At 40.9% G+C, this 19,457-nt stretch carries 16 protein-coding genes; 8 read left to right on the forward strand and 8 right to left on the reverse strand.

Annotation, left to right across the window (positions count from 1 at the left end; all coding sequences use genetic code 11):
• Positions 1-36: 36 nt before the first annotated feature.
• From N482_RS11850 to N482_RS11870, 5 genes are all read right to left on the reverse strand, one after another.
• Positions 37-2,523, reverse strand: coding sequence for a prolyl oligopeptidase family serine peptidase (locus N482_RS11850; RefSeq protein WP_196763607.1), 2,487 nt, complete (start codon positions 2,521-2,523; stop codon positions 37-39).
• 278 nt (positions 2,524-2,801) lie between these two features.
• Entirely contained in the window at positions 2,802-3,758 is a 957-nt protein-coding gene (locus N482_RS11855; protein ID WP_063377234.1) for a YeiH family protein, read from the reverse strand.
• A 47-nt stretch (positions 3,759-3,805) separates the two neighbouring features.
• The gene (locus N482_RS11860; protein ID WP_063377235.1) at positions 3,806-4,954 is read right to left on the reverse strand and encodes a 5-(carboxyamino)imidazole ribonucleotide synthase; all 1,149 of its coding nucleotides are present in this window, start codon (positions 4,952-4,954) and stop codon (positions 3,806-3,808) included.
• A 1-nt stretch (position 4,955) separates the two neighbouring features.
• Positions 4,956-5,438, reverse strand: coding sequence for a 5-(carboxyamino)imidazole ribonucleotide mutase (gene purE / locus N482_RS11865; protein WP_023397540.1), 483 nt, complete (start codon positions 5,436-5,438; stop codon positions 4,956-4,958).
• Positions 5,439-5,634: 196 nt separating this feature from the next.
• Complete coding sequence (locus N482_RS11870) at positions 5,635-5,847, reverse strand: hypothetical protein (RefSeq protein WP_063377236.1); 213 nt, start codon at positions 5,845-5,847, stop codon at positions 5,635-5,637.
• 135 nt (positions 5,848-5,982) lie between these two features.
• On the opposite strand from N482_RS11870, the gene N482_RS11875 reads away from it, so the two are divergent.
• Both N482_RS11875 and N482_RS11880 read left to right on the forward strand, forming a co-directional pair.
• Positions 5,983-6,507, forward strand: coding sequence for a TetR/AcrR family transcriptional regulator (locus tag N482_RS11875; protein ID WP_063377237.1), 525 nt, complete (start codon positions 5,983-5,985; stop codon positions 6,505-6,507).
• Between the two features lie 111 nt (positions 6,508-6,618).
• A complete protein-coding gene (locus tag N482_RS11880; protein ID WP_081227922.1) occupies positions 6,619-8,406 on the forward strand; it encodes a sensor domain-containing diguanylate cyclase in 1,788 nt (595 codons plus the stop codon).
• Between the two features lie 33 nt (positions 8,407-8,439).
• Here the strand turns inward: N482_RS11880 and N482_RS11885 are convergent, their stop codons facing one another.
• The 3 genes from N482_RS11885 to msrA form a co-directional block, all read right to left on the reverse strand.
• On the reverse strand, positions 8,440-10,059 hold the full coding sequence (locus N482_RS11885; RefSeq protein WP_063377238.1) for a PepSY-associated TM helix domain-containing protein: 1,620 nt from the start codon (positions 10,057-10,059) through the stop codon (positions 8,440-8,442).
• On the reverse strand, positions 10,056-10,364 hold the full coding sequence (locus N482_RS11890) for a hypothetical protein (RefSeq protein ID WP_063377289.1): 309 nt from the start codon (positions 10,362-10,364) through the stop codon (positions 10,056-10,058). The genes N482_RS11885 and N482_RS11890 overlap by 4 nt, the downstream gene beginning before the upstream one ends.
• A gap of 1,734 nt (positions 10,365-12,098) precedes the next feature.
• Positions 12,099-13,307, reverse strand: coding sequence for a peptide-methionine (S)-S-oxide reductase MsrA (msrA, locus tag N482_RS11900; RefSeq protein WP_063377290.1), 1,209 nt, complete (start codon positions 13,305-13,307; stop codon positions 12,099-12,101).
• Positions 13,308-13,712: 405 nt separating this feature from the next.
• On the opposite strand from msrA, the gene N482_RS11905 reads away from it, so the two are divergent.
• The 6 genes from N482_RS11905 (at position 13,713) to pcp (ending at position 19,394) form a co-directional block, all read left to right on the forward strand.
• Positions 13,713-15,227, forward strand: a complete 1,515-nt coding sequence (locus N482_RS11905; protein WP_063377240.1) for a leucyl aminopeptidase — start codon at positions 13,713-13,715, stop codon at positions 15,225-15,227.
• A gap of 170 nt (positions 15,228-15,397) precedes the next feature.
• Positions 15,398-16,054: a 5-oxoprolinase subunit PxpB gene (gene pxpB, locus N482_RS11910; protein WP_063377241.1), complete on the forward strand. Its 657-nt coding sequence runs from the start codon at positions 15,398-15,400 to the stop codon at positions 16,052-16,054.
• On the forward strand, positions 16,048-16,983 hold the full coding sequence (locus N482_RS11915) for a biotin-dependent carboxyltransferase family protein (RefSeq protein ID WP_063377242.1): 936 nt from the start codon (positions 16,048-16,050) through the stop codon (positions 16,981-16,983). The genes pxpB and N482_RS11915 overlap by 7 nt, the downstream gene beginning before the upstream one ends.
• Complete coding sequence (locus N482_RS11920) at positions 16,980-17,720, forward strand: DUF969 domain-containing protein (RefSeq protein WP_063377243.1); 741 nt, start codon at positions 16,980-16,982, stop codon at positions 17,718-17,720. Before N482_RS11915 ends, N482_RS11920 begins: the two co-directional genes overlap by 4 nt.
• Positions 17,717-18,739, forward strand: coding sequence for a DUF979 domain-containing protein (locus N482_RS11925; protein ID WP_063377244.1), 1,023 nt, complete (start codon positions 17,717-17,719; stop codon positions 18,737-18,739). Before N482_RS11920 ends, N482_RS11925 begins: the two co-directional genes overlap by 4 nt.
• Positions 18,732-19,394: a pyroglutamyl-peptidase I gene (gene pcp, locus N482_RS11930; RefSeq protein WP_063377245.1), complete on the forward strand. Its 663-nt coding sequence runs from the start codon at positions 18,732-18,734 to the stop codon at positions 19,392-19,394. Before N482_RS11925 ends, pcp begins: the two co-directional genes overlap by 8 nt.
• Positions 19,395-19,457: the final 63 nt, after the last annotated feature.

Consider the following 19,457-nt stretch of genomic DNA (forward strand, 5'->3'; position numbering starts at 1 on the left):
TCGGCATTAAGCGTTACGCTGGCTTTTTTTGAAGGTTTATAAGTTCTCTTTAAACAGCTTATAAATACGACGGTATTCATCTAACCAACTTGAAGGCTGAACAAAACCATGAGGTTCAACTGGGTAGATCGCTGTTTCATAGTTTTCTTTTTCCAGCTCGATTAGACGTTGTACCAAACGTACAACATCTTGGAAGAATACGTTGTCATCGATCATCGGTGCGTTAATAAGCATTGGCTTATTAAGACCTTCAGCGAAGTATATTGGTGAACTTCGTCTGTAAGCGATAGGATCATCTGCTGGACGGTTAAGAATGTTGGATGTATACGGGTCATTGTAATACGCCCAATCTGTAACTGGACGAAGTGCAGCACCTGCTTGGAACAGCTCAGGTTGTGTAAACAGTGCCATGAAAGTCATGAAGCCACCATATGACCCACCATAAGTACCTACTGAACTTTCATCTACGTTAGCATTTTCTGCCATCCATTTTACACCGTCTGCCAAATCTTGAATTTCAGGCGTACCCATTTGGCGATAAATCGCGGTTCTCCAATCACGGCCATAACCTTTTGATGCTCGGTAGTCCATATCCATTACCACATAGCCTTCACTTGCTAGTAATGAATGGAACATAAATTCGCGGAAGTATACAGACCAACCCATGTGAGAGTTTTGCAAATAACCAGCACCGTGGTTAAAGATCACAGCTTTACGCTTTTTACCTGTTTCACCAGGTTTGTAATCAGCTGGATAGTAAACTTTCGCGTAGATTGGCTCATCAGTATGGCTTGATGGTACTGCTACAATTTTAGGTGCAATTAGCTTCTTGTTTAGGAAGTTATCAGAAACAGTATTGGTCAGGCGCTTAGGCTGAGTCCCTGGTTTTGCATCCGCAACATAAAGCTCGGTTGGCATCATGATCGTTGAGTGTCTAAGTAGAAGTTTTGACTCGTCTGGACTCAACGAAAAGTCAGTCATACCATTCAAATCAGTGATGGCTTCTTTCTTTTTCGTTTTTACGTCTACTGAATAAACTTCGTAAATACCTGGGTGATCAACATTAGCTTTAAAGAAAAACTGACTGTTGTCTTTTGTAAGCTTTGGCTCTGAAACAACAAACTTACCAGAAGTCAGTTGTTTTGCTTTACCGTCGATTGGTTTTACGTATAGGTGACTGTAGCCGCTTTCTTCTGAAAGGAAGTACAGCGAGTCTTCACCGTTTAACCAGCCAAAATCATTGTACGCGTAGTTTACCCAAGCACTATCATGAAGCCTATGCTGTGGCGTTAGCTCTCCTTTTTCAAAGTCCATCGTAGTAAGCCAACGGTCTTTATTGTCCCAAGCTTTGAACATCAAAGCCACTTCGTCGCCAGCACTGTTCCATTGAATTGGAGATTGAGACCAGTACCAGTCACGCATTAATTTGATTGCACGTGGAGACTTTTCAGATTTATAGCTTTCACCAATTGCTTCTGCGTTTTCTTTTTTTACCGCAGCCAGTACATCTTCATCGAACCCTGGAAGAGTTTCGAAGCCAACTGACTTCTGAGTATCTGTGGCTAAATCAACGTAAATAACTTCAACTTCAACCGGCTTGTTATCTGCAACGCGGCTACGCGCAGGAACTGGGTCGATGTTGCCATCTTGACCAATATAATTTGGCATCATGTCTTTTTCTGTAGATTGAGAGTAAACATTGTGTTCACTTACAACTACAATCAATTTGTCGCCCTTTGGAGAAAGACTTGCATCAACAAGGTTATTACCTTCACCAAGGTAAATGTGCTTATTAGCAATTGATAGGTTTTGGTCTTTAATTTCAGCCTTGCGAGCTTCAGCATCTAGTGAATTTTTGTGCGTTAGCGCAACATAATCGATTAGCTTGTGCTGTTCTTTTGCAATATAAGTACTAGGTTCTTGCGTACCCTTTGGCTTATTTCCGTTATGCAGTTTGACCAACTCAGAAGTTAGCCCAGTTTCAACATTGACAGAAAAAAAGGTGTTGTCCACTCTATAGGCCAAGTCACCAGACAACATAAACTGCACGATGCGCTCTTGAGCAGAAGTCTTGGTTAGCTGCTTAACTTTATTAGTGCGAAGATCTTTAACAAAGATATTGCCTTTGAAAGTATACGCTTGGAAGCGCCCATCATTTGAGTAAATCGCGCTGCCATTGCCTACTTCGTGTAAATCTGAGAGCGAAACTTGATTGATACCTTTATTGCTATCAATCGCAAATGTATCTCTTAATTGATTACCTTTTTTCTTTTGACCGAAATAAATAGTGCTGCTGTCAGCGCCCCAGAATGCACTTTCTGGAGTACGGCTAATCCAATCAGGATCTGCCATTGCTTGTTCTAGGGTGATATGCTCACTACCAAAATCTAATGGCGTTTGTACAATTGGTGCTACGACTGGTGCTTTAGAAATAGCAACTTCTGTATTAGAAGTCTGGCTTGTTGTTTGACAACCTGTCAGCAGTAATCCTGCCACAGCAATGCTCAAAAGGGATTTTTTCATCAGAGCTCTTCTTTTAATTTATAAATCTGGCTAATTTAATCAGAAGATAGAGCAACATTCGACTGGTTTAAGACAAATAAACAAAGTTTTTAGCTTGGTGGCAAAGTTTGGGACGGCTTAGATACTTTTTAGACAAAAAAAGGCCAGTAAAGCTACTGGCCAAATACTCTCTGCGCTCACATAGTCGTTGATGGACAACGAGTATGAAATGAGGCATATCCACGCCTCAATTACTCTGACTTGAGTAATATAAAAAAGTTCAAAAAAATTTGGTAAATTTATTGAATAATTCCGTCAAAAATTAGTAGCAGTAATACTGAACTCACGATAATCCATAAAACTAAAGCCATTACAAAAGGTTGCCAACCACATTGCTTAAGCACTTGCTTTGATATCCCTGCACCGATTAGAAATAAAGTCCCAACAAGCAACTCTTTAGCAATGGAGTAGCATGTATCCCATATACCTTTATACTCTGGGAGCATCGTATTAATGGCTGCAGCCAATAAAAATCCAACAATAAATAACGGAATGCTAGCGCGCTCTTCAGAACGCCAAAATACGCCCGCTAGTGCTGTATATGGCACAATCCACATAGCACGTGTTAGCTTGATCGTAGTAGCCATTGCCAAGGCTACTGGCCCATAAGCAGCCGCCGCGCCAACAACACTACTGGTATCGTGTATCGCTAATGCACTCCAAAGTGCAAATTGACTTTCAGTTAATTCAAAGTAGTGGCCAAGCCATGGGAAGATTAACAAGCCCGCGGCATTCAAAGAGAATACAGTTGCCAATGCAACTGCAATCTCGTCTTGTTTTGCTTTTATAACAGGTGCCATCGCCGCAATAGCGCTACCACCACAAATCGCAGTGCCAAAAGAAATGAGTGTACCAGTATTGCGATTGAGCTTAAAAAGCTGAGTTAATATCTCACCTAGACCGATTATCGCGGTGATGCTAACAATGGTTAAAACCAATGAGCTTCGCCCTACTTCTATCACTTGCATTACATCAACATTAAATCCTAGGCCGACAACAGATATTTTAAGCAGCCATTTAGACAGCGTTGCACTTTGTTCTTCAAATGGGTTTTTAAGACATAGAGCAAAACCAATGCCAAAAAGTAATGCTAAAGCAGAACCCACAAAAGGCGTTACACACAAGAAAAAGAAAGCAACAAACGAAATTTTTAGGACTAATGAATTGTTTGAATTTAAGAAGTTACTCTTAAGCATATTAATTACACTTGTAATAAAAAAGCCGAGCTTGAGCTCGGCTTTTCTTAGTTTAGAATTAACGCATGACTGGTGTCTTGCACTCCTGGATAGTCATCTTCGGGTAGTATATCTGCCAATTCAGCTAGCCTTTCACCTAATTGATGGAGGTTGTCTGCCGAGACATTGATATGTCCCATTTTTCTCCCAGGTTTTGCTTGCTTCCCATACCAATGACTAGAACAGCCGGGTACAGACAGTACGGTATGAGGTATAGATTCTTGTCCCAGTACATTAATCATAGCTGTTGGCCGGAGCAAGCTTGTAGAGCCAGTTGGCAGACCTGTAATCGCACGCATGTGATTTTCAAACTGACTAGTTTGACAACCTTGCTGCGTCCAGTGTCCCGAGTTGTGCACCCGTGGTGCAATCTCGTTTACAAGTAGCTGACCTCCAACATCGAAAAACTCGATTGCAAGCACGCCTACGTAATTAAGCTGTGTAGCAAGCTTCTCAAATGCAGCTTCTGCCTGGCCTTGTATTGCAGCTTTTTCTTTACCAGCTATAGATAAAGTTAATACGCCATTGGTGTGTTGGTTTTCAGTAAGTGGATATACTTTACACTCACCATCTTTACTGCGTACACCGATGATTGAAACTTCTCTGTCAAAAGGGATCATTTTTTCAGCGATGATTGAGTGTGGTGCACTTAGCGTACCAGATTCAATAAAGCCTGCCATCTCAGACCATACCCGCTCAACCTGATCTTCAGATTTTAATCGCCATTGACCCTTACCATCATATCCAGCTTGGCAGGTTTTAATGACGAGTGGCATACCGAGTTTGTCTACAGCTGCTAAAAAATGGCTTTTTTCTGTTATCAGAGCATATGGCGCACATGACACCTGCGCTTCGTCTAACAATACTTTTTCTTTGCTGCGATCGCCTCCCGTCGCAATTGAACGTGCACCTGGGTAGAATTTACCACTAGATTCACAAATCGCGAGAACATCTTCGGGGATGTGCTCAAACTCTGCTGTAATAGCAAATGAACGCTCGACTTCTTGCTCAAGCGTTGAGTTTGACACTTCAAATGTCACAGGGTTAATTACTTGTTTTGTACTTACATCATAAGCCAAAACTTCTATGCCGAGATGAATTGATGAAAGACTCATCATTCTTGCTAGCTGCCCAGCGCCTAAAACTAAGACTCTCATATTATTCTGCAGGATTTGGGTTAGCTAAAATTGTTTCTGTTTGAGCTTTGCGGAACGCTTCAACTTTCTCGAAGATCTCAGGTTGCTGACAACCCAATATTTGCGCGGCTAATAGACCCGCATTGGCTGCGCCAGCATCGCCGATTGCTAAAGTACCTACAGCTACGCCTTTAGGCATTTGGCAAATCGAGAGTAACGAGTCTACCCCGTTTAATGTTTTCGATTTTACTGGTACACCCAATACAGGTAGGCTTGTGAAAGCCGCTGCCATACCCGGCAAGTGCGCTGCACCACCCGCACCCGCGATGATTACTTTAATACCACGTTCTGCCGCCGTCGTTGCATAATCGGCCAATAATTGAGGAGTGCGATGAGCTGAAACTACTTTTGTTTCATATTCGATGCCAAACTTATCTAACATATCCGCCGCATGTTGCATTGTAGGCCAATCTGATTTTGAACCCATAATAATGCCAACCGTCATAATATTTCCTCAATTCTAAATTAAACGATACTTACTACAGCGCTAAAGGGGTTGCGCCGAAATCGCAAGTATTATACCCGAGAGAAAAGTTAAAGCGAACAGCATAAATGTAAAAAACCGCTAAGTGCGGTTTTTTGTTGTAAACATCTGGGATTTCAATGTTTTTTGCTACAGAACAATTAGGTGAAATGATTGCTTATGCCACCTCCCCCTGCTCGGTTGGTTCTTCGTGTTTCGTTTCGCTATAAGCTGCTTTCCAATGTTGTTTAAAGGCTTTTGGGCCAAGTATCAAAAATAGCAAAGCTAGCCCACCTGGCAGAAGAGCTACTTTTAAGGCAGGACCCAATACATAGCTATAAAAAAATATAAATGGCAGGAAAATTAAAGACCCTAAAATTTGCGTTATCATCAAATACCCCCTGTTAATTGAGCGTGCTCATTTAATTTAATGAGCACGCTCAATTAAGTCAAGTGAAAGATATCTTTATCACATTGCCGAGGTTTTATGATATTCTCCGTACAATCTACAAAACATTGATTTAATATGAAAAAAAGAGAGAAAACAGCACAGAAAATTCTTGACGTAAGCTGGCAACTTTTTCAAGATCTTGGCTATGCGGAAACGACAACGAGGCAGATAGCAACTCACGCTTCTGTTGCTACTGGTACTGTTTTTAGTCACTTCCCCAATAAGATTGATATTTTGAAATTAGCAATGCATCAGCAAATTGATGCAGTTATTGCAAAGGCACATGATGAGAACGAGCAAACTAGCCCAAGGTTAAGACTGCGCCACTATGCTAAATACCTATATGGCTTCTATTGTGAGAACAGGTCTTTCAGCAAAGAGCTATTAAAGGACCTAATGTGGCATAGCCAGTACTTTGAACAGCAAGTAGATAGTTTTAAACAGATGCTTTTCGAAGGGCATAAATACGATGATATGAAAGCTTCTGCTATGATGGACTGCTATTTTATGACTTTACTTCGTGGTCTAAATGACGAAGCGCTATCCCCTGTTCAAATGGTGTCAATTTTAACGGCAAAGCTTCAAATGATACATACCTAATGTAAATGTAAGATGTGTTCTTTTAATATTTTACATTGCAACACGTTTGCCCAAATCAAATTCCCTTCCTAAGCTTAATGTTGCGCTGTAAGACTAAATTCTACTTCTATTGTGAAAATATTTTTCGTGTTTTTACTGTGCTGTGGTTGGGTTGTCAGTGGCAGTGAGCTTTCAAATGCTAGCCAAACCAGTAATTACGTAAACCTCAGCTCTCAAAGCAAATATATCCAAGACAATGACTTTGGTATTGTTGACGTACTCTCTTTGCCAGAATCTTCATGGAACGAAAATAAGTCAGATAACTTAAACTTGGGCTATACATCTCGCCATTATTGGATAAAAGTTAACTTTATTATTCCAGACGCAAACCAAACTTATTTTTTGGAAATTGGTTACCCTGTACTCGATAGTTTAAAACTGTATCTAATGCAGCAAGATGAAGTTATTAAATACGCTAAACTGGGTGACAAGTACGCATTTTCAGATAGGCCAATACAACACCATAATTATATAATTCCTATCTCACAACAGGCTTCAGGTGAACTTGTTTTATACATCAAAATAGCGTCTTCTAGTGCGCTTCAGGTCCCTCTTCGTTTATGGTCACAGCAAAAATTTTACGAAACAGATCAAATTAATATGCTCTTCTTAGGCGTTTACTTTGGCTTGATGAGTGTTATGGCCATCTATAACCTTCTCATGTATTTGTCACTCAGAGACAAAACACTGCTTTACTATGTTGTTTATGTCAGTGCGATCATCGCCTTTTATGTGAGCCTTTCAGGTCTCGGCTTTCGGTATTTATGGCAAAATAGCCTGTGGTGGAACGACCAATCTATCCTGTTTTTTTTAATCTCTGCCGTACTCGCTGGCACATTGTTTATTGTTAAGCTTTTGGAGCTGCGTAAAAATAGCAGAACCCTCTACTACGGATGTGTGTTTATTGCTCTGGCAGGAATTGTGTTGCTATTTCTTTCAATCTACTTTAGCTATAGCGTGATGATCCGGGTAATAATCACCTATGCATCGCTTGCATGTTTATGGGGAGTGATCACGCGAACAGTCCGACTGTTTGAGGGCTCTCACTTTTCAACGTATTATTCACTCGCTTGGAACGCTGCACTTTGTGGCGGAATAATCCTCGCTGCGAACAAGTTTAATTTTTTACCCAGCAACTGGTTCACAGAGCACGCTTTAACTATTGGTACAACTATTGAAGTTGCATGCTTGTCTTTCGCTATGGCTGAACGTATCAACTCGGAACGAAAAAAACGAATTGTCGCACAAGCTAAGAGTATGTCAGAGATAAGAAAAGCGAATCAACTGCTCGCAGTAGAAGTCGAGTCGCGAACAAGAGAGCTTCAAGATGCTTATGATAAGTTGAAACACACCTCTAGAATAGACGAGCTAACTCAAGTATTTAATCGAAGAAGCCTAAATGAAGCACTCAATACAGAATGCTTGCGCGCTAAACGGTTTGCTCATTCTATTAGCCTTTTAATGGTTGATATCGATCACTTTAAAAAGGTAAACGACACATACGGTCATCAATGTGGTGATAAATGCCTCTCTCATGTCGCCAGTGTATTAAAAGGAGCATGTACAAGAGCTGGAGACACAGTAACTCGGTACGGTGGTGAAGAGTTTTGTATTTTATTGCCAGAATGTAATGAGCATGACGCTCTAGAGCTTGGTGAGATAATCCGTAAAAGAACACAAGCTACAGTGGTCAGGTTTGAAGATTGCGCGATAAAAATGACCGTAAGTATTGGTGTAACCACAGGCTGGGGACATGACTTGGAGCCGCATAAGTTAATTAAACAAGCCGACATGGCGCTCTATTGTGCAAAGCAACATGGCAGAAACCAAGTTTCTCTAGGGTCAACTTTAGATACATAAGAACCAGTAGATTACCTACTGGTTCTTATGCTGCTATGCAAGATGTGCAGATGACGCCTTTGAAGTTAAATTTTGGCAATACCAAATGCTATTTTCTTCTCCGTGATACACCCTCTGCTTTACTCTTTTAGCGGCTAATAGGCTAGCTATCGCAAAACAGATTGCACAGACTTCAATTCCAAAGTCTGCCGCAGAAGACGGTACCCAAATTCCTATGTTAGGCAGCAATAAACCGCATAACGATGTTAAGGGTACAATTGAACATAATAGAGCAAAGCTATACAGGCCAAGAAGACTAAATCTTGCGGCACCTAAAATAAACGCGCCTATCATGGAAGCAAAAAACAAACTGTAATACACCCACATATATGCAATATTGATATTTAAAGCGGTTAAAGTAAGCCACTTGCTCACAGCAAAAGCACCTGCGATACCAATTACACTGCCAAGACACACTCCAACAGTAAGGCTTGCCATGAAATTGCTGGATTTACTTTGCGTAACCAGTTGTTTCTTTCGTCGCTTTTCAAGCCAAATTAAGTTGCCACTATAAAATAAAAATGCACCGCCCAATCCCATGATAAAATAGATCCAACGGCCTAACTCACCTCCATAACTCCCAAAGTGAAGGCCAAAAAAAGTTGTTACCACCGAGCCCCACACTCCCTGCTGCCCATTGCCATTGGTCACACTGCTTGTGTCGATTTCTAAAGTGAATGGATTCATAAATAAAAAGTCACTATGCGGGCCACGCATGAGCGACTCTTCGCTCAAAACTGCAACACTCGCTGAAGGGTGCTCACTTGTTAATCCACGTAAATTTATGCTTTGGACTTCGTAGCCAGGCGCATACAGCTCTACTTGTTTGCGAATTTCACTTAAATTGGGTAAAGCGCTGATCTCATAACGTACTTCTTCGTGGTGCTCATCACCACCAAATAGAGGTTTATCGCCATACACTTGGCTTAAACCACCGTAGAACAAATCATGAAATGAAAATACAACGACCGTAATAGCTATGATGATATGAAAAGGTAGACTCGCAATACCCACTAGATTGTGACTATCTAGCCAAAACCTATTGGCACCTTTTTCCTGACGTAACGCAAAAAAGCTTTTTACTAAACTAGGTAAAAGAAATATCAAACCTGAAACAAGTGCAATAAAATACAGAAATGCTGCAACACCTAGAACGTATACACCAGCTTGGTCATGACCTATTTCACCGATGATACCCGCAGAACGGTGTAAATAATCGACTAGCATAGAAAGTTCATTTACATGCCGTAACTCTGATACTAACTGACCTTGCGCATCCAAGGAGGCATGCAGCATCTGATCATTGAGTGAAAACCCACGCGCTGAACCACTACCATACCAATATACTGGTGAGCTATGCTCGTCAAAACTCACCGTAACATTTTTTAAAGTATCCGGATGCGCAGCAAAAACTTGTCGTAATAATACATCATGCTGGCCAGTAGCAACTTGCTGTAATTGATAATCAGGTGGCGTAGCCCAGTCATCAATCGCACTACCAAACATCGTCAATGCCCCAGCAAAAAAGCCGATAAATAGTAATAAGCCAGCGGTTATGCCTGTCCATGTGTGTACACTTTGATAAGTTCTAAGAATGTCAGACCTTATTTTCATAGAACTCCCCTTAAACCCGCAACGATTGTAATTGTTAAACACGCTAAACCGCCTAACCACGTCCAAGCTTGCTTTCCTGTTTTAAATAAATAGACAAAGCTTAAGATGGTTAACCAAATAGGTGTAATGATCCACATATTAAACTGTGTTTTCCAAAGCCGCTGCTCTTCTGAAATTTGCAGAGTCAATCCATCCGGACCTAGCCAAGCAAAAATACCCACGATCCCCATACTCAAAAAGAAACCGGCAAAAAGGCCAGCGAGAGTTTTACTCCACCAATGAGGCTGAATTTTAGTTTCGTTCATAGCAACTAGCTTCTCCTCAATACCAAAATAAGCATAGGAATGCTGAACAGTGCTGTCATTAAAAGCATTAACCATAAAAAGACCGCTGCCGAAGCAGTAAAATTCAACAGCGCTATGACCACGCTCGCCAACAGAAAAAAACATCCAAGCCTTTTAGTCAATTTGCTTAATGGCTTTTTTAACAAACGTTGGTGACGGCTAGTTAGGTAAATTAACAGTGTGCCAGTTATTACTAGCAGTACGATAAAGAAAGTATACAAACGCGTGCTCCTTGTTCTTCATTGTTCTTTTAAAAATATTGGCGCGATTATATACAAATTAGGAACTTAATGATAATGGTTATTATTACATAACACTCATCTTAATGAAATTGCTCGTGAAAGACTGCTTGTTAGACCAAACATTTTATCTCAAACAAGAACGTATTGTGCCGCGTTTCGTCCACTGAACAGCTATACCTATATGACCTCTTTACTTTTTTAGTTAACGAAGACACCTCTAGAGAATCACTTACGAGACCATTTTACTAAACTTGCAATTGTCTATTCTTAATACGCTACTTCGCTTTTTATCTGTTTTATAAATTGTGAGGATAATATGATCTCAAAGGGGCTGCTTACCCATAGATGTCATTATTCTAGTACTTTGGGGATTAGTTAATGAAGCTCGGCGGTCAATTGTGAAGAGATATGAGACATAAAACTTCATGTCTTACTGTAATGGTGCTCGTATAGCGTTAATATTTGTGCCCAATAAAAGAATGGGAGCTTTAACTTCTCCCATTCTTTGTCTTCAAAGATTAAGTTTCATGCTCTTAGATAAAAATTCACGATACGGGTGGCAAACGATATACATGTGAACCAAAGTTTGAACAAACATAGACATAAAAAGGTATGGGCCATTAAAAATCTCTGTAATCTCATACCCACGCAATATGAATTGGATGAAGCAAAGCGTCAGGTTATTAATCAACATATATACAAATAGCTTCGAAGGCTGCTCTATGTGAACTTGAGTAAACTTATGAAGCGCATATAAAGAAGCGGCTGCAAATAGTACGAACAGCATTTTACATAAATAAAATAACTTTCTCTTTGTGATGTAATCTGTACTTAGACTAAGCACTAAATCATCAGTGTACACACTGCCGAACCAATTTAATAAAGTCATAGAAGCGACAATACACCAACACGCTTGTTGGTGAGATAAATCACTTCCCTCTTTTGTTTTGATCAAAGATACCAGCTGAACACGCCATTTAACTAGATAAACAGGCAGTAGCAATAAAAGACAGAACAAAAGAAACTGATTGACCGAGGAAAATGTAGCCCTGAAGAACTCTAAAGACTCTACCAAAACAATAGCCTATTATTCTGTTCACCATACCGTGTGTTTAAATCGAACATAAAACTCCCAATTGCTCAAAATAAGACTATTTGCCAATCTATTGGCCACACAAGATAATTAACTTCTTTATGTTTGACAATAAAAAGTTCAGGCCACACTCTTATAGACTAGGTCCTAAGTAAGGTCGCTATGTCATTATACTGTTTGGCTTTTGAAAAACGCTTAAAGCAAGACCAGTGCAAATATACTCTCTACTAATGAGCAAACTTAATGGCAGGTTGAAAACGCTGTAAGTGTCGTGATTTTATCGTACTTTCGGCTGTACATTTAGATATGTTTGCCCCTTGCCTATGCAAGCAAAGGGCAATGAAAATTGATATGCGGCCGTTAACCGCGTGCTTTGAAGTCTAATACCGTTGCATTAATACAATATCTGTCTGTGCCATTCGGGCCTTCGTTTTTAAAAACATGTCCAAGGTGAATACCCGACGATTTTGACCTGATCTCTGTTCGTACCATCCCATGACTCAGATCTCTATGGTAAGTGACACTATCTTTAACAGGATATTTGAAAGACAACCAACCTGTACCCGAATTAAACCTATCTCGTGTATCAAACAGGGGGGCACCACTTAGCTTATCAACAAACAGTCCGTCCGGTGTATTCTTGAAAATATCATACTGTTTACAAAAAGGTCTTTCTGTACCCTTTTGGAAGGCTATATCGTACGCTTCTGAGTCACTCAATTTAAATGCTCCCAGTACTTTATAGAAAGTTTCTCTGTCCATGTAACCCTGAAAGCCCGCTACCTCCTTGCCATTCTCAATAAAAATGATAGTCGGTGTAGCCCAAGTGGCCGACATAATCTCCAACCTGTTAAGTTGGTCAGCATATCGATAGTGTAATGGAATTGAGCCTTTGTAATCGTTTACAACATTACTTTTAAATTTTTCGCAATATGGACAATAGCTACGAGAATCTAGAACAACGATGTGCTTACCCCTGAGCAGATCTTTATTATCTACCGTCGGCTTATCAGCCATTTTGTTGAAAGTAACACCTGTGCTGTGATCTGGGCAATATCCGTTTGGATTTTTAGCTAAGTAATTTTGATGATATTCCTCAGCTGGGTAAAATTTTTTAAGCGGCTTTATCTTAGTTTGAATGTCGCTATATCCTTTTTCTTGTAAAAGGAGCTGGTATTCAGACTTAAGTCGAAAAGCTGTTTCTTTTTGTTCCTCATTGTTGTACAAAATCACTGATCTGTATTGCGTACCGACATCATTGCCCTGTCTGTTTTTTTGTGTGGGATCGTGACTTTCAAAATATGCCTTGATTAAACGCTCTGTCGAAAGCAAGTTAGCGTTATAAGTTACTTTAACTACCTCCGCATAATTATTGTTATCAAATCGTCTTTGCGAACTAATGATGTTTTTGTAGGTTGCTTTAAAGCCTTTACCGTCTGCGTAGCCGGATTCTGCGTCTATGACCCCTACCATCGCCTCGTAACGCTTTTCAGGGCCCCAAAAACAGCCAGAGCCCAAAACAATGGTTTTCACATTGACGCTAGCATTGTCCATTTGTGGTTTTGGCATTTCGGTACCAAACGCGCTAAAAGTGTAACAGCCTAGTACAAAAGCAACTATTAGATTACTTTTCACACATATGCTCCTTAATTTTGTTTATCTGACTAATCAGACCGAACTTCAGTCAAATCCATTTCAATCGAACTAGCTTTTTTGGGTTTGCTCTTAGAAATCTTTAGTCGACAGAATCCGTGTTTAAACTAACTGTAACGTACAGGCTTCAACAACCTAATCATGTTCGGTTTTCAATCCGCTGCAAACCGTATAACTAATTGCTACACTATAACCACAGTGAGTTATTTCTAGTTGCACTTGCAACTCACCCTAGAATCCAAGCAATTCAACGACATTAAATTAATATGCTATTGAAAATAAGGTAAAACATTGTCACTCAATATTCAGAGGATTTTTAACATGTCTTTTATTTCTCGTCTTTCAACAATTGCCGTTGCTCTAGGCGCATCAGTCTCTGTACAAGCAGCCGATATTCAATTTACATCAAAGCTGCAAGAAGCTAAATCTTTAGTTGTATTCAAAACTGAAGAACAAAAGCCTGCATTCAAATTTTTAGATAAGGCGACTAGAACGCAATTAAATAAAGCACTAGAAAGCGAAGAATTCCAAGGTAAATTCGGTAAGACAGTAGAAGTGTTAGCCCCCGTTTCTTCTGAATACGCTCGTATTCTTGTAGTTGGCCTAGGTAAAGAAGACGAGCTAAACGCAAGTAAAATGACAAAGCTCGGTGGAAACCTACACGCAAAACTCGAAGCTAAAAAGTCTGATACTGTTGCCATTGCTTTTGAAAACTTTGAAGGTGAAGTCAATAACTCAGAACTTGCAGCTCAGTTAGCTCATGGTATTAACCTTCGTGACCACACTTTTGAAGTATACAAAAAAGAGCCAAATAACTTTAACGTTAGTTATAGCATCGACGTAGACAGCAAACGTAAAGCCGCAAAAGAATATTTAACACTTGAGCACATTCAATCAGGCGTTTTCTTAGCACGTGATTTAACATCTGAAATCGCTTCAGAAATGACACCTGTGGATTTTGCCAAAGCTGCAAAACAGCTTGAGCAGTATGGGGTTGAAGTAAAGGTATTAGAGCCTGCTGAAATCAAAGAATTAGGTATGGGTGCACTTGAAGCGGTTGGGCGTGGCAGTGCTCAAGGGTCTAGACTGGTTATTGCACACTACAAAGGCAATAATGACAAACCTATCGCCCTAGTAGGTAAAGGCATTACTTTTGATTCTGGTGGCTACAATGTAAAAACTGGTAAATCAATTGCTTTAATGAAAGTAGACATGGCAGGCGCTGCTGCTGTTCTTGGTACTGTTCAAGCAATGGCCAAGTCAAAAGCTGATGTTAACGTTGTTGCTGTTATGCCAATGGCCGCAAATATGGTTTCTGAAAACTCTTTCGCACCTGGTGACGTTTTGCGCACCGCTGAAGGTCTAAGCGTCGAAGTATTAAATACAGATGCTGAAGGGCGACTGATCTTAAGTGATGCACTTTGGTACGCTCGTCAATTTTACAAACCAGAAATCATGGTGGATGTAGCGACTCTAACAGGCTCTAAAATTAGAGCTGTAGGCAATGATTACTCAGCAATTTTTTCTGAAGATGATCAGCTTGTTAAAGAGTTTACCTTAGCTGGTAAAACAGTAAACGAGCAAGTTTGGAGGCTACCGCTTGGTTATAAAGGCGCACTTAAGTCAGACATTGCAGATTTAACTAACATCGGTTCATACGGCCCTGGCGCTTCAACAGCAGCCACTTTCTTACAACACTTTGTTGGCGATACTCGCTGGGTACACTTAGATATTGCTGGGAACGCAATTTCTAAGAAAACCAAAGATGAAGTACCTGCCGGTGGTACTGGTTACGGTGTAAGAATTCTAAGCGAATGGTTATTGAGCGATAATTAATCATCTTGAGAGAAAGGCCATGCATCAGCATGGCCTTTTTGTATGGGTTATATCCTTTTATCGTATGGTCACACTTCTTCCAAAAATGTATATTGAATGCGCAACAAAAATGTAATGGCAACGAAAATATAATAATAAAGTCGCGTTCTAATCACAGTAAAGACAATTGAATGACAAACAACAAGACCTATATTTTGGGCGAACGTGCACTCGTTATTGAAATCGCCCAAACTACCCTATCACAGCAGCAACAAAATAAACTATTTGCGATGCATACTTGGATGCGGCAAAAAAAAGTCTTTATTGATATCGTTCCCGCTAAAACAACGATCACTGGCTACTTAATGCATTCGCAAGATCCAGATTATTGGCTGCAAAAAATGCAAGACGCTTGGGACAATATTGAACCCGAGCAATATCAACCTAGAACACATAAAATCATTACTCAATATGGAGGTGAAACAGGGCCTGATTTAGTAGAGGTCGCGAATTTACTCGAATTATCACCCTCTCAGGTAATTGAGCTGCATTCATCTCAAGCATACCTAGTCAAGTTTTTAGGGTTTTTACCTGGGTTCGCTTATTTAGGAGATTTAGACAAGCAGCTTCACTTGCCAAGATTAGCGTCACCGAGAACACATGTACCCAGAGGTTCGGTCGCCATAGCACAAGACCTTACAGCAATTTATCCGAGTGAATCACCCGGTGGCTGGCGGCTTATAGGCCAAACAAACATGGTACTATTTGATCATCACTCAAAAACGCCAAGTATTTTTCAACCAGGAGATATTGTGAAGTTTATTCCAAGCAAGGAGAGCATATGTTAAAGACTCTGAAGGGAGGGATTCAAGCCTGCGTACAAGACGGTGGGCGCAGAGGCTATAGGCATTTAGGGGTGTCTCAAGCGGGTGTGCTCGACCCTCTTGCGATGAATTACGCTAATGCGTTGCTTCACAATGAAGATGACTGCGCAGTGATAGAAATTACTGTTGGCTTATGTCAGTTTGAGTTCAAAGAAACGACTAATTTCGCGATAACGGGTTCAGATTTAGGTGCAAAATTAAATAACAAACAGATTATTAGTGGCTGGCGGTACTCTGCCGCAGCTGGTGACAAACTGACTTTTAGTTCAAGCAAGGATGGACTAAGAGCCTATTTAGCAGTTCAAGGCGGATTTAAATTGAATCCAGTCTTAGACTCTAACTCAACCGACCTTCAAGCTGGCTTTGGAGGGTTAACGGGAAATTCGCTTAAAGATGGTGATGTACTCGATTACGATAGCAAGCCACCATTGCCAAGCATCGGAGCTGCTCTGCCACTTTACGACAAAAAAATTCGCGTGTTAGCAGGGCCTCATTCTGACCTAATAAGTGAAGAGCAATACAAACAGTTATTTGAACAACATTGGCAAGTTCTACCTCAAAGTAATAGGATGGGTATTCGTATAGATAGCACACTAGATTTGTGTCATACGCAAAGCATACCAAGCCAAGCTGTAACTCCAGGCATAGTACAATTGCCGCCTAATGGAAAACCCATTATTCTCAGTAATGATTGTCAAACAACGGGAGGCTACCCTATCATCGCGCATGTCATTGAAGCCGATTTAAGACATTTAAGCCAACTTGCTTCAAACCAGTACTGCTCGTTTGAGTTAGTAACCCATCAAGATGCGAGAAAGGCGCTACTTGAACAACAGCAACATCTTGCTCAGTTTAAAATCGCCATAAACAACAACGATAAGAACGCAATATGAGTGCACTAAACTTACTGCCTTTAACCGGGATTCTTGTTGTAGTGTTAGGGTTTGCCTTTCGCTTCAACCCTTTACTAGTTGTCACCGCAGCCGGCCTAATTACTGGCTGGGCGGCAGACCTAAACTTCGCTGAGTTGCTTGCTACATTTGGCGAAAAATTTATGAACTCCAGACAGCTAGCAAGCTTTTTATTAATTCTTCCTGTTATTGCCATTCTCGAGCGATATGGATTGCAAAATAGAGCCAAAAGTTGGATAGCGAATATTAAAGGAGCCACTACAGCACGCATTCTAAGCGTTTATTTTGTAGTGCGGGAATCCTCCGCGGCTTTGGGGTTACTGAGCCTCGCTGGTCAAGCACAAACAGTGCGTCCGCTATTGGCCCCTATGGCACTAGGAGCTGCGGCAAACACCCACGGTGAATTGCCAAAAGAAGTTAAAGATATGATTAGTGCTCATTCTGCTGCTTGCGACAATATCGCCGTATTTTTTGGGGAAGATATCTTTATTGCATTCGGTGCAGTACTGCTAATGGATGCGTTTTTGAAAGAAAATGGCATCGCTGGTATTGAGCCACTTCATATTGGCTTGTGGGCCATCCCTACTGCAATTGCGGCATTAATTGTTCACTTGTTTAGGCTGGCTAGGCTTGAAGCGAAAATCTGCGATAAAATTGTGGAACTTAAAAACACCTCTGCAAATTATAATAAATCAATCGACCGTCAGGAGATAGCATGAGCGCAGTAAGTTCAAATGCTCAAGGCGCTCAGCCTGCACTTCTATCCATTGACAATATTTACTTGTTAATAGGATTTGTTGTTCTATTGCTAGTAGTCAAAACACTGCAAGACAAAAACCATCCGAAGCGTTTGACCACGGCATTATTTTGGATGCTATTTGGTAACGTTTTCTTATTCGGAGATTTATCTATCGCCTTGGTGGGTGAAACAATAACCTATCAATGGGTTGGGGTAAGCGTTTTACTCATCGCTACTTTAGCTGGATTGGGCCAAGTCTCAATGGGCACATACAATATGCCAAAAGAAGACGAACTAGAACGGCACTCACAAAGTATAGGCAATAAGCTTTTCATTCCCGCAGTATTAATTCCAATCATTACCGTAATCTGTACTGTATTTTTAGGTGGCCTAAATTTTGGCGGCGTTTTTCTTTTTGATCAAAACCACTTAACACTTGCATCTCTTACACTTGCCTGCGGTGGCGCACTGCTGGTGGCTTGGAAGTTTACATCGGGAAGCCCTTTTCAAGCACTGGGTGAATCGAGAAGACTAGTGGACTCTATAGGCTGGGCAGCCATCCTTCCACAAATGCTTGCTATGTTAGGCGGTGTATTTATAGTTGCAAATACAGGTACAGCTATACAAGACATCGTAACGTTGTTTATTTCCCCAGATAATCGCTTCATGTTGGTCGTGTTGTACTGTGTTGGTATGGCATTGTTTACTATGATCATGGGTAACGCATTTGCTGCGTTTCCAGTCATGACAGCAGGTATCGCGGTGCCTTTTTTAATCCATGGCCACGGAGCAAGCCCTGCTCCATTGGTTGCAATTGGCATGTATTCTGGTTATTGCGGTACGCTGATGACGCCTATGGCCGCTAATTTCAACATTATCCCAGCTGCTTTGTTAGATTTAAAAGACAAATATCAAGTGATCAAGATTCAGACCCCTACAGCAATCGCGCTTTTGATTGTTAACATCTTCCTCATGTACGGAGTTATCTTTAATGACTAATGCAAACCACCCTACAGTGCTGATCACCGGCTTTGAACCATTTGGCGGCGAGGAAGTGAATCCCTCGTGGCAAGCTGCTGTGCAATTGGAAGGCCTTATTATTGAAGGCCACGTAGTGATAACACGAGAATTGCCTTGTGAGTTTGATACTTCTCTGGAGACGCTCTATAACAACATCGCCTTGCATGAACCTGCGCTTGTTTTATGCGTTGGGCAAGCTGGTGGTAGAAGCGATATCAGTATAGAACGTATTGCAATCAACATTAACGACGCGCGAATACAAGATAATGCAGGCCACCAGCCAATAGATACGCCCGTTGTTAAGGGGGGGCCTGACGCTATTTTTGCCAAGCTGCCCATCAAGCACATGCTTTGGGATTTGCATGAGAACCATATACCAGCCAGTATTTCAAATACCGCCGGTACTTATGTATGTAATCATGTTATGTATGGCCTTTGTCACTATATTGACAATCATAAGCAAAATTTAAAGGGCGGTTTTATTCATATCCCTTATTTACCTAGCCAAGCAGTGCACCACAACGGTGCACCAAGCATGTCCCAGTCTACTGTTATTTCCGCCCTGAAATCGATGATTTCTTCTGCGTTAAGGCATGATCAGGATCTCGAGATCGCGGCAGGTACTACGCACTGATCTTTTCTAACCACATTGGTGCAAAACCGCACCAACGTGGTTACTTTCCTCCCACACCATGTT

Source organism: Pseudoalteromonas luteoviolacea NCIMB 1942, assembly GCF_001625595.1.
In the GTDB taxonomy this organism is placed as follows: domain Bacteria; phylum Pseudomonadota; class Gammaproteobacteria; order Enterobacterales; family Alteromonadaceae; genus Pseudoalteromonas; species Pseudoalteromonas luteoviolacea_A.

What these genes read in the sequence shown, in the direction of transcription:
- N482_RS11920 (WP_063377243.1), top strand. Translation starts at nt 16,980, where the DNA reads ATGAGTGCACTAAACTTACTGCCTTTAACCGGGATTCTTGTTGTAGTG.
- msrA (WP_063377290.1), bottom strand. Translation starts at nt 13,307, where the DNA reads ATGCCAAAACCACAAATGGACAATGCTAGCGTCAATGTGAAAACCATT.
- N482_RS11925 (WP_063377244.1), top strand. Translation starts at nt 17,717, where the DNA reads ATGAGCGCAGTAAGTTCAAATGCTCAAGGCGCTCAGCCTGCACTTCTA.
- N482_RS11850 (WP_196763607.1), bottom strand. Translation starts at nt 2,523, where the DNA reads ATGAAAAAATCCCTTTTGAGCATTGCTGTGGCAGGATTACTGCTGACA.
- pxpB (WP_063377241.1), top strand. Translation starts at nt 15,398, where the DNA reads ATGACAAACAACAAGACCTATATTTTGGGCGAACGTGCACTCGTTATT.
- N482_RS11870 (WP_063377236.1), bottom strand. Translation starts at nt 5,847, where the DNA reads ATGATAACGCAAATTTTAGGGTCTTTAATTTTCCTGCCATTTATATTT.
- N482_RS11860 (WP_063377235.1), bottom strand. Translation starts at nt 4,954, where the DNA reads ATGAGAGTCTTAGTTTTAGGCGCTGGGCAGCTAGCAAGAATGATGAGT.
- N482_RS11855 (WP_063377234.1), bottom strand. Translation starts at nt 3,758, where the DNA reads ATGCTTAAGAGTAACTTCTTAAATTCAAACAATTCATTAGTCCTAAAA.
- N482_RS11885 (WP_063377238.1), bottom strand. Translation starts at nt 10,059, where the DNA reads ATGAAAATAAGGTCTGACATTCTTAGAACTTATCAAAGTGTACACACA.
- N482_RS11905 (WP_063377240.1), top strand. Translation starts at nt 13,713, where the DNA reads ATGTCTTTTATTTCTCGTCTTTCAACAATTGCCGTTGCTCTAGGCGCA.
- N482_RS11915 (WP_063377242.1), top strand. Translation starts at nt 16,048, where the DNA reads ATGTTAAAGACTCTGAAGGGAGGGATTCAAGCCTGCGTACAAGACGGT.
- pcp (WP_063377245.1), top strand. Translation starts at nt 18,732, where the DNA reads ATGACTAATGCAAACCACCCTACAGTGCTGATCACCGGCTTTGAACCA.
- purE (WP_023397540.1), bottom strand. Translation starts at nt 5,438, where the DNA reads ATGACGGTTGGCATTATTATGGGTTCAAAATCAGATTGGCCTACAATG.
- N482_RS11890 (WP_063377289.1), bottom strand. Translation starts at nt 10,364, where the DNA reads ATGAACGAAACTAAAATTCAGCCTCATTGGTGGAGTAAAACTCTCGCT.
- N482_RS11875 (WP_063377237.1), top strand. Translation starts at nt 5,983, where the DNA reads ATGAAAAAAAGAGAGAAAACAGCACAGAAAATTCTTGACGTAAGCTGG.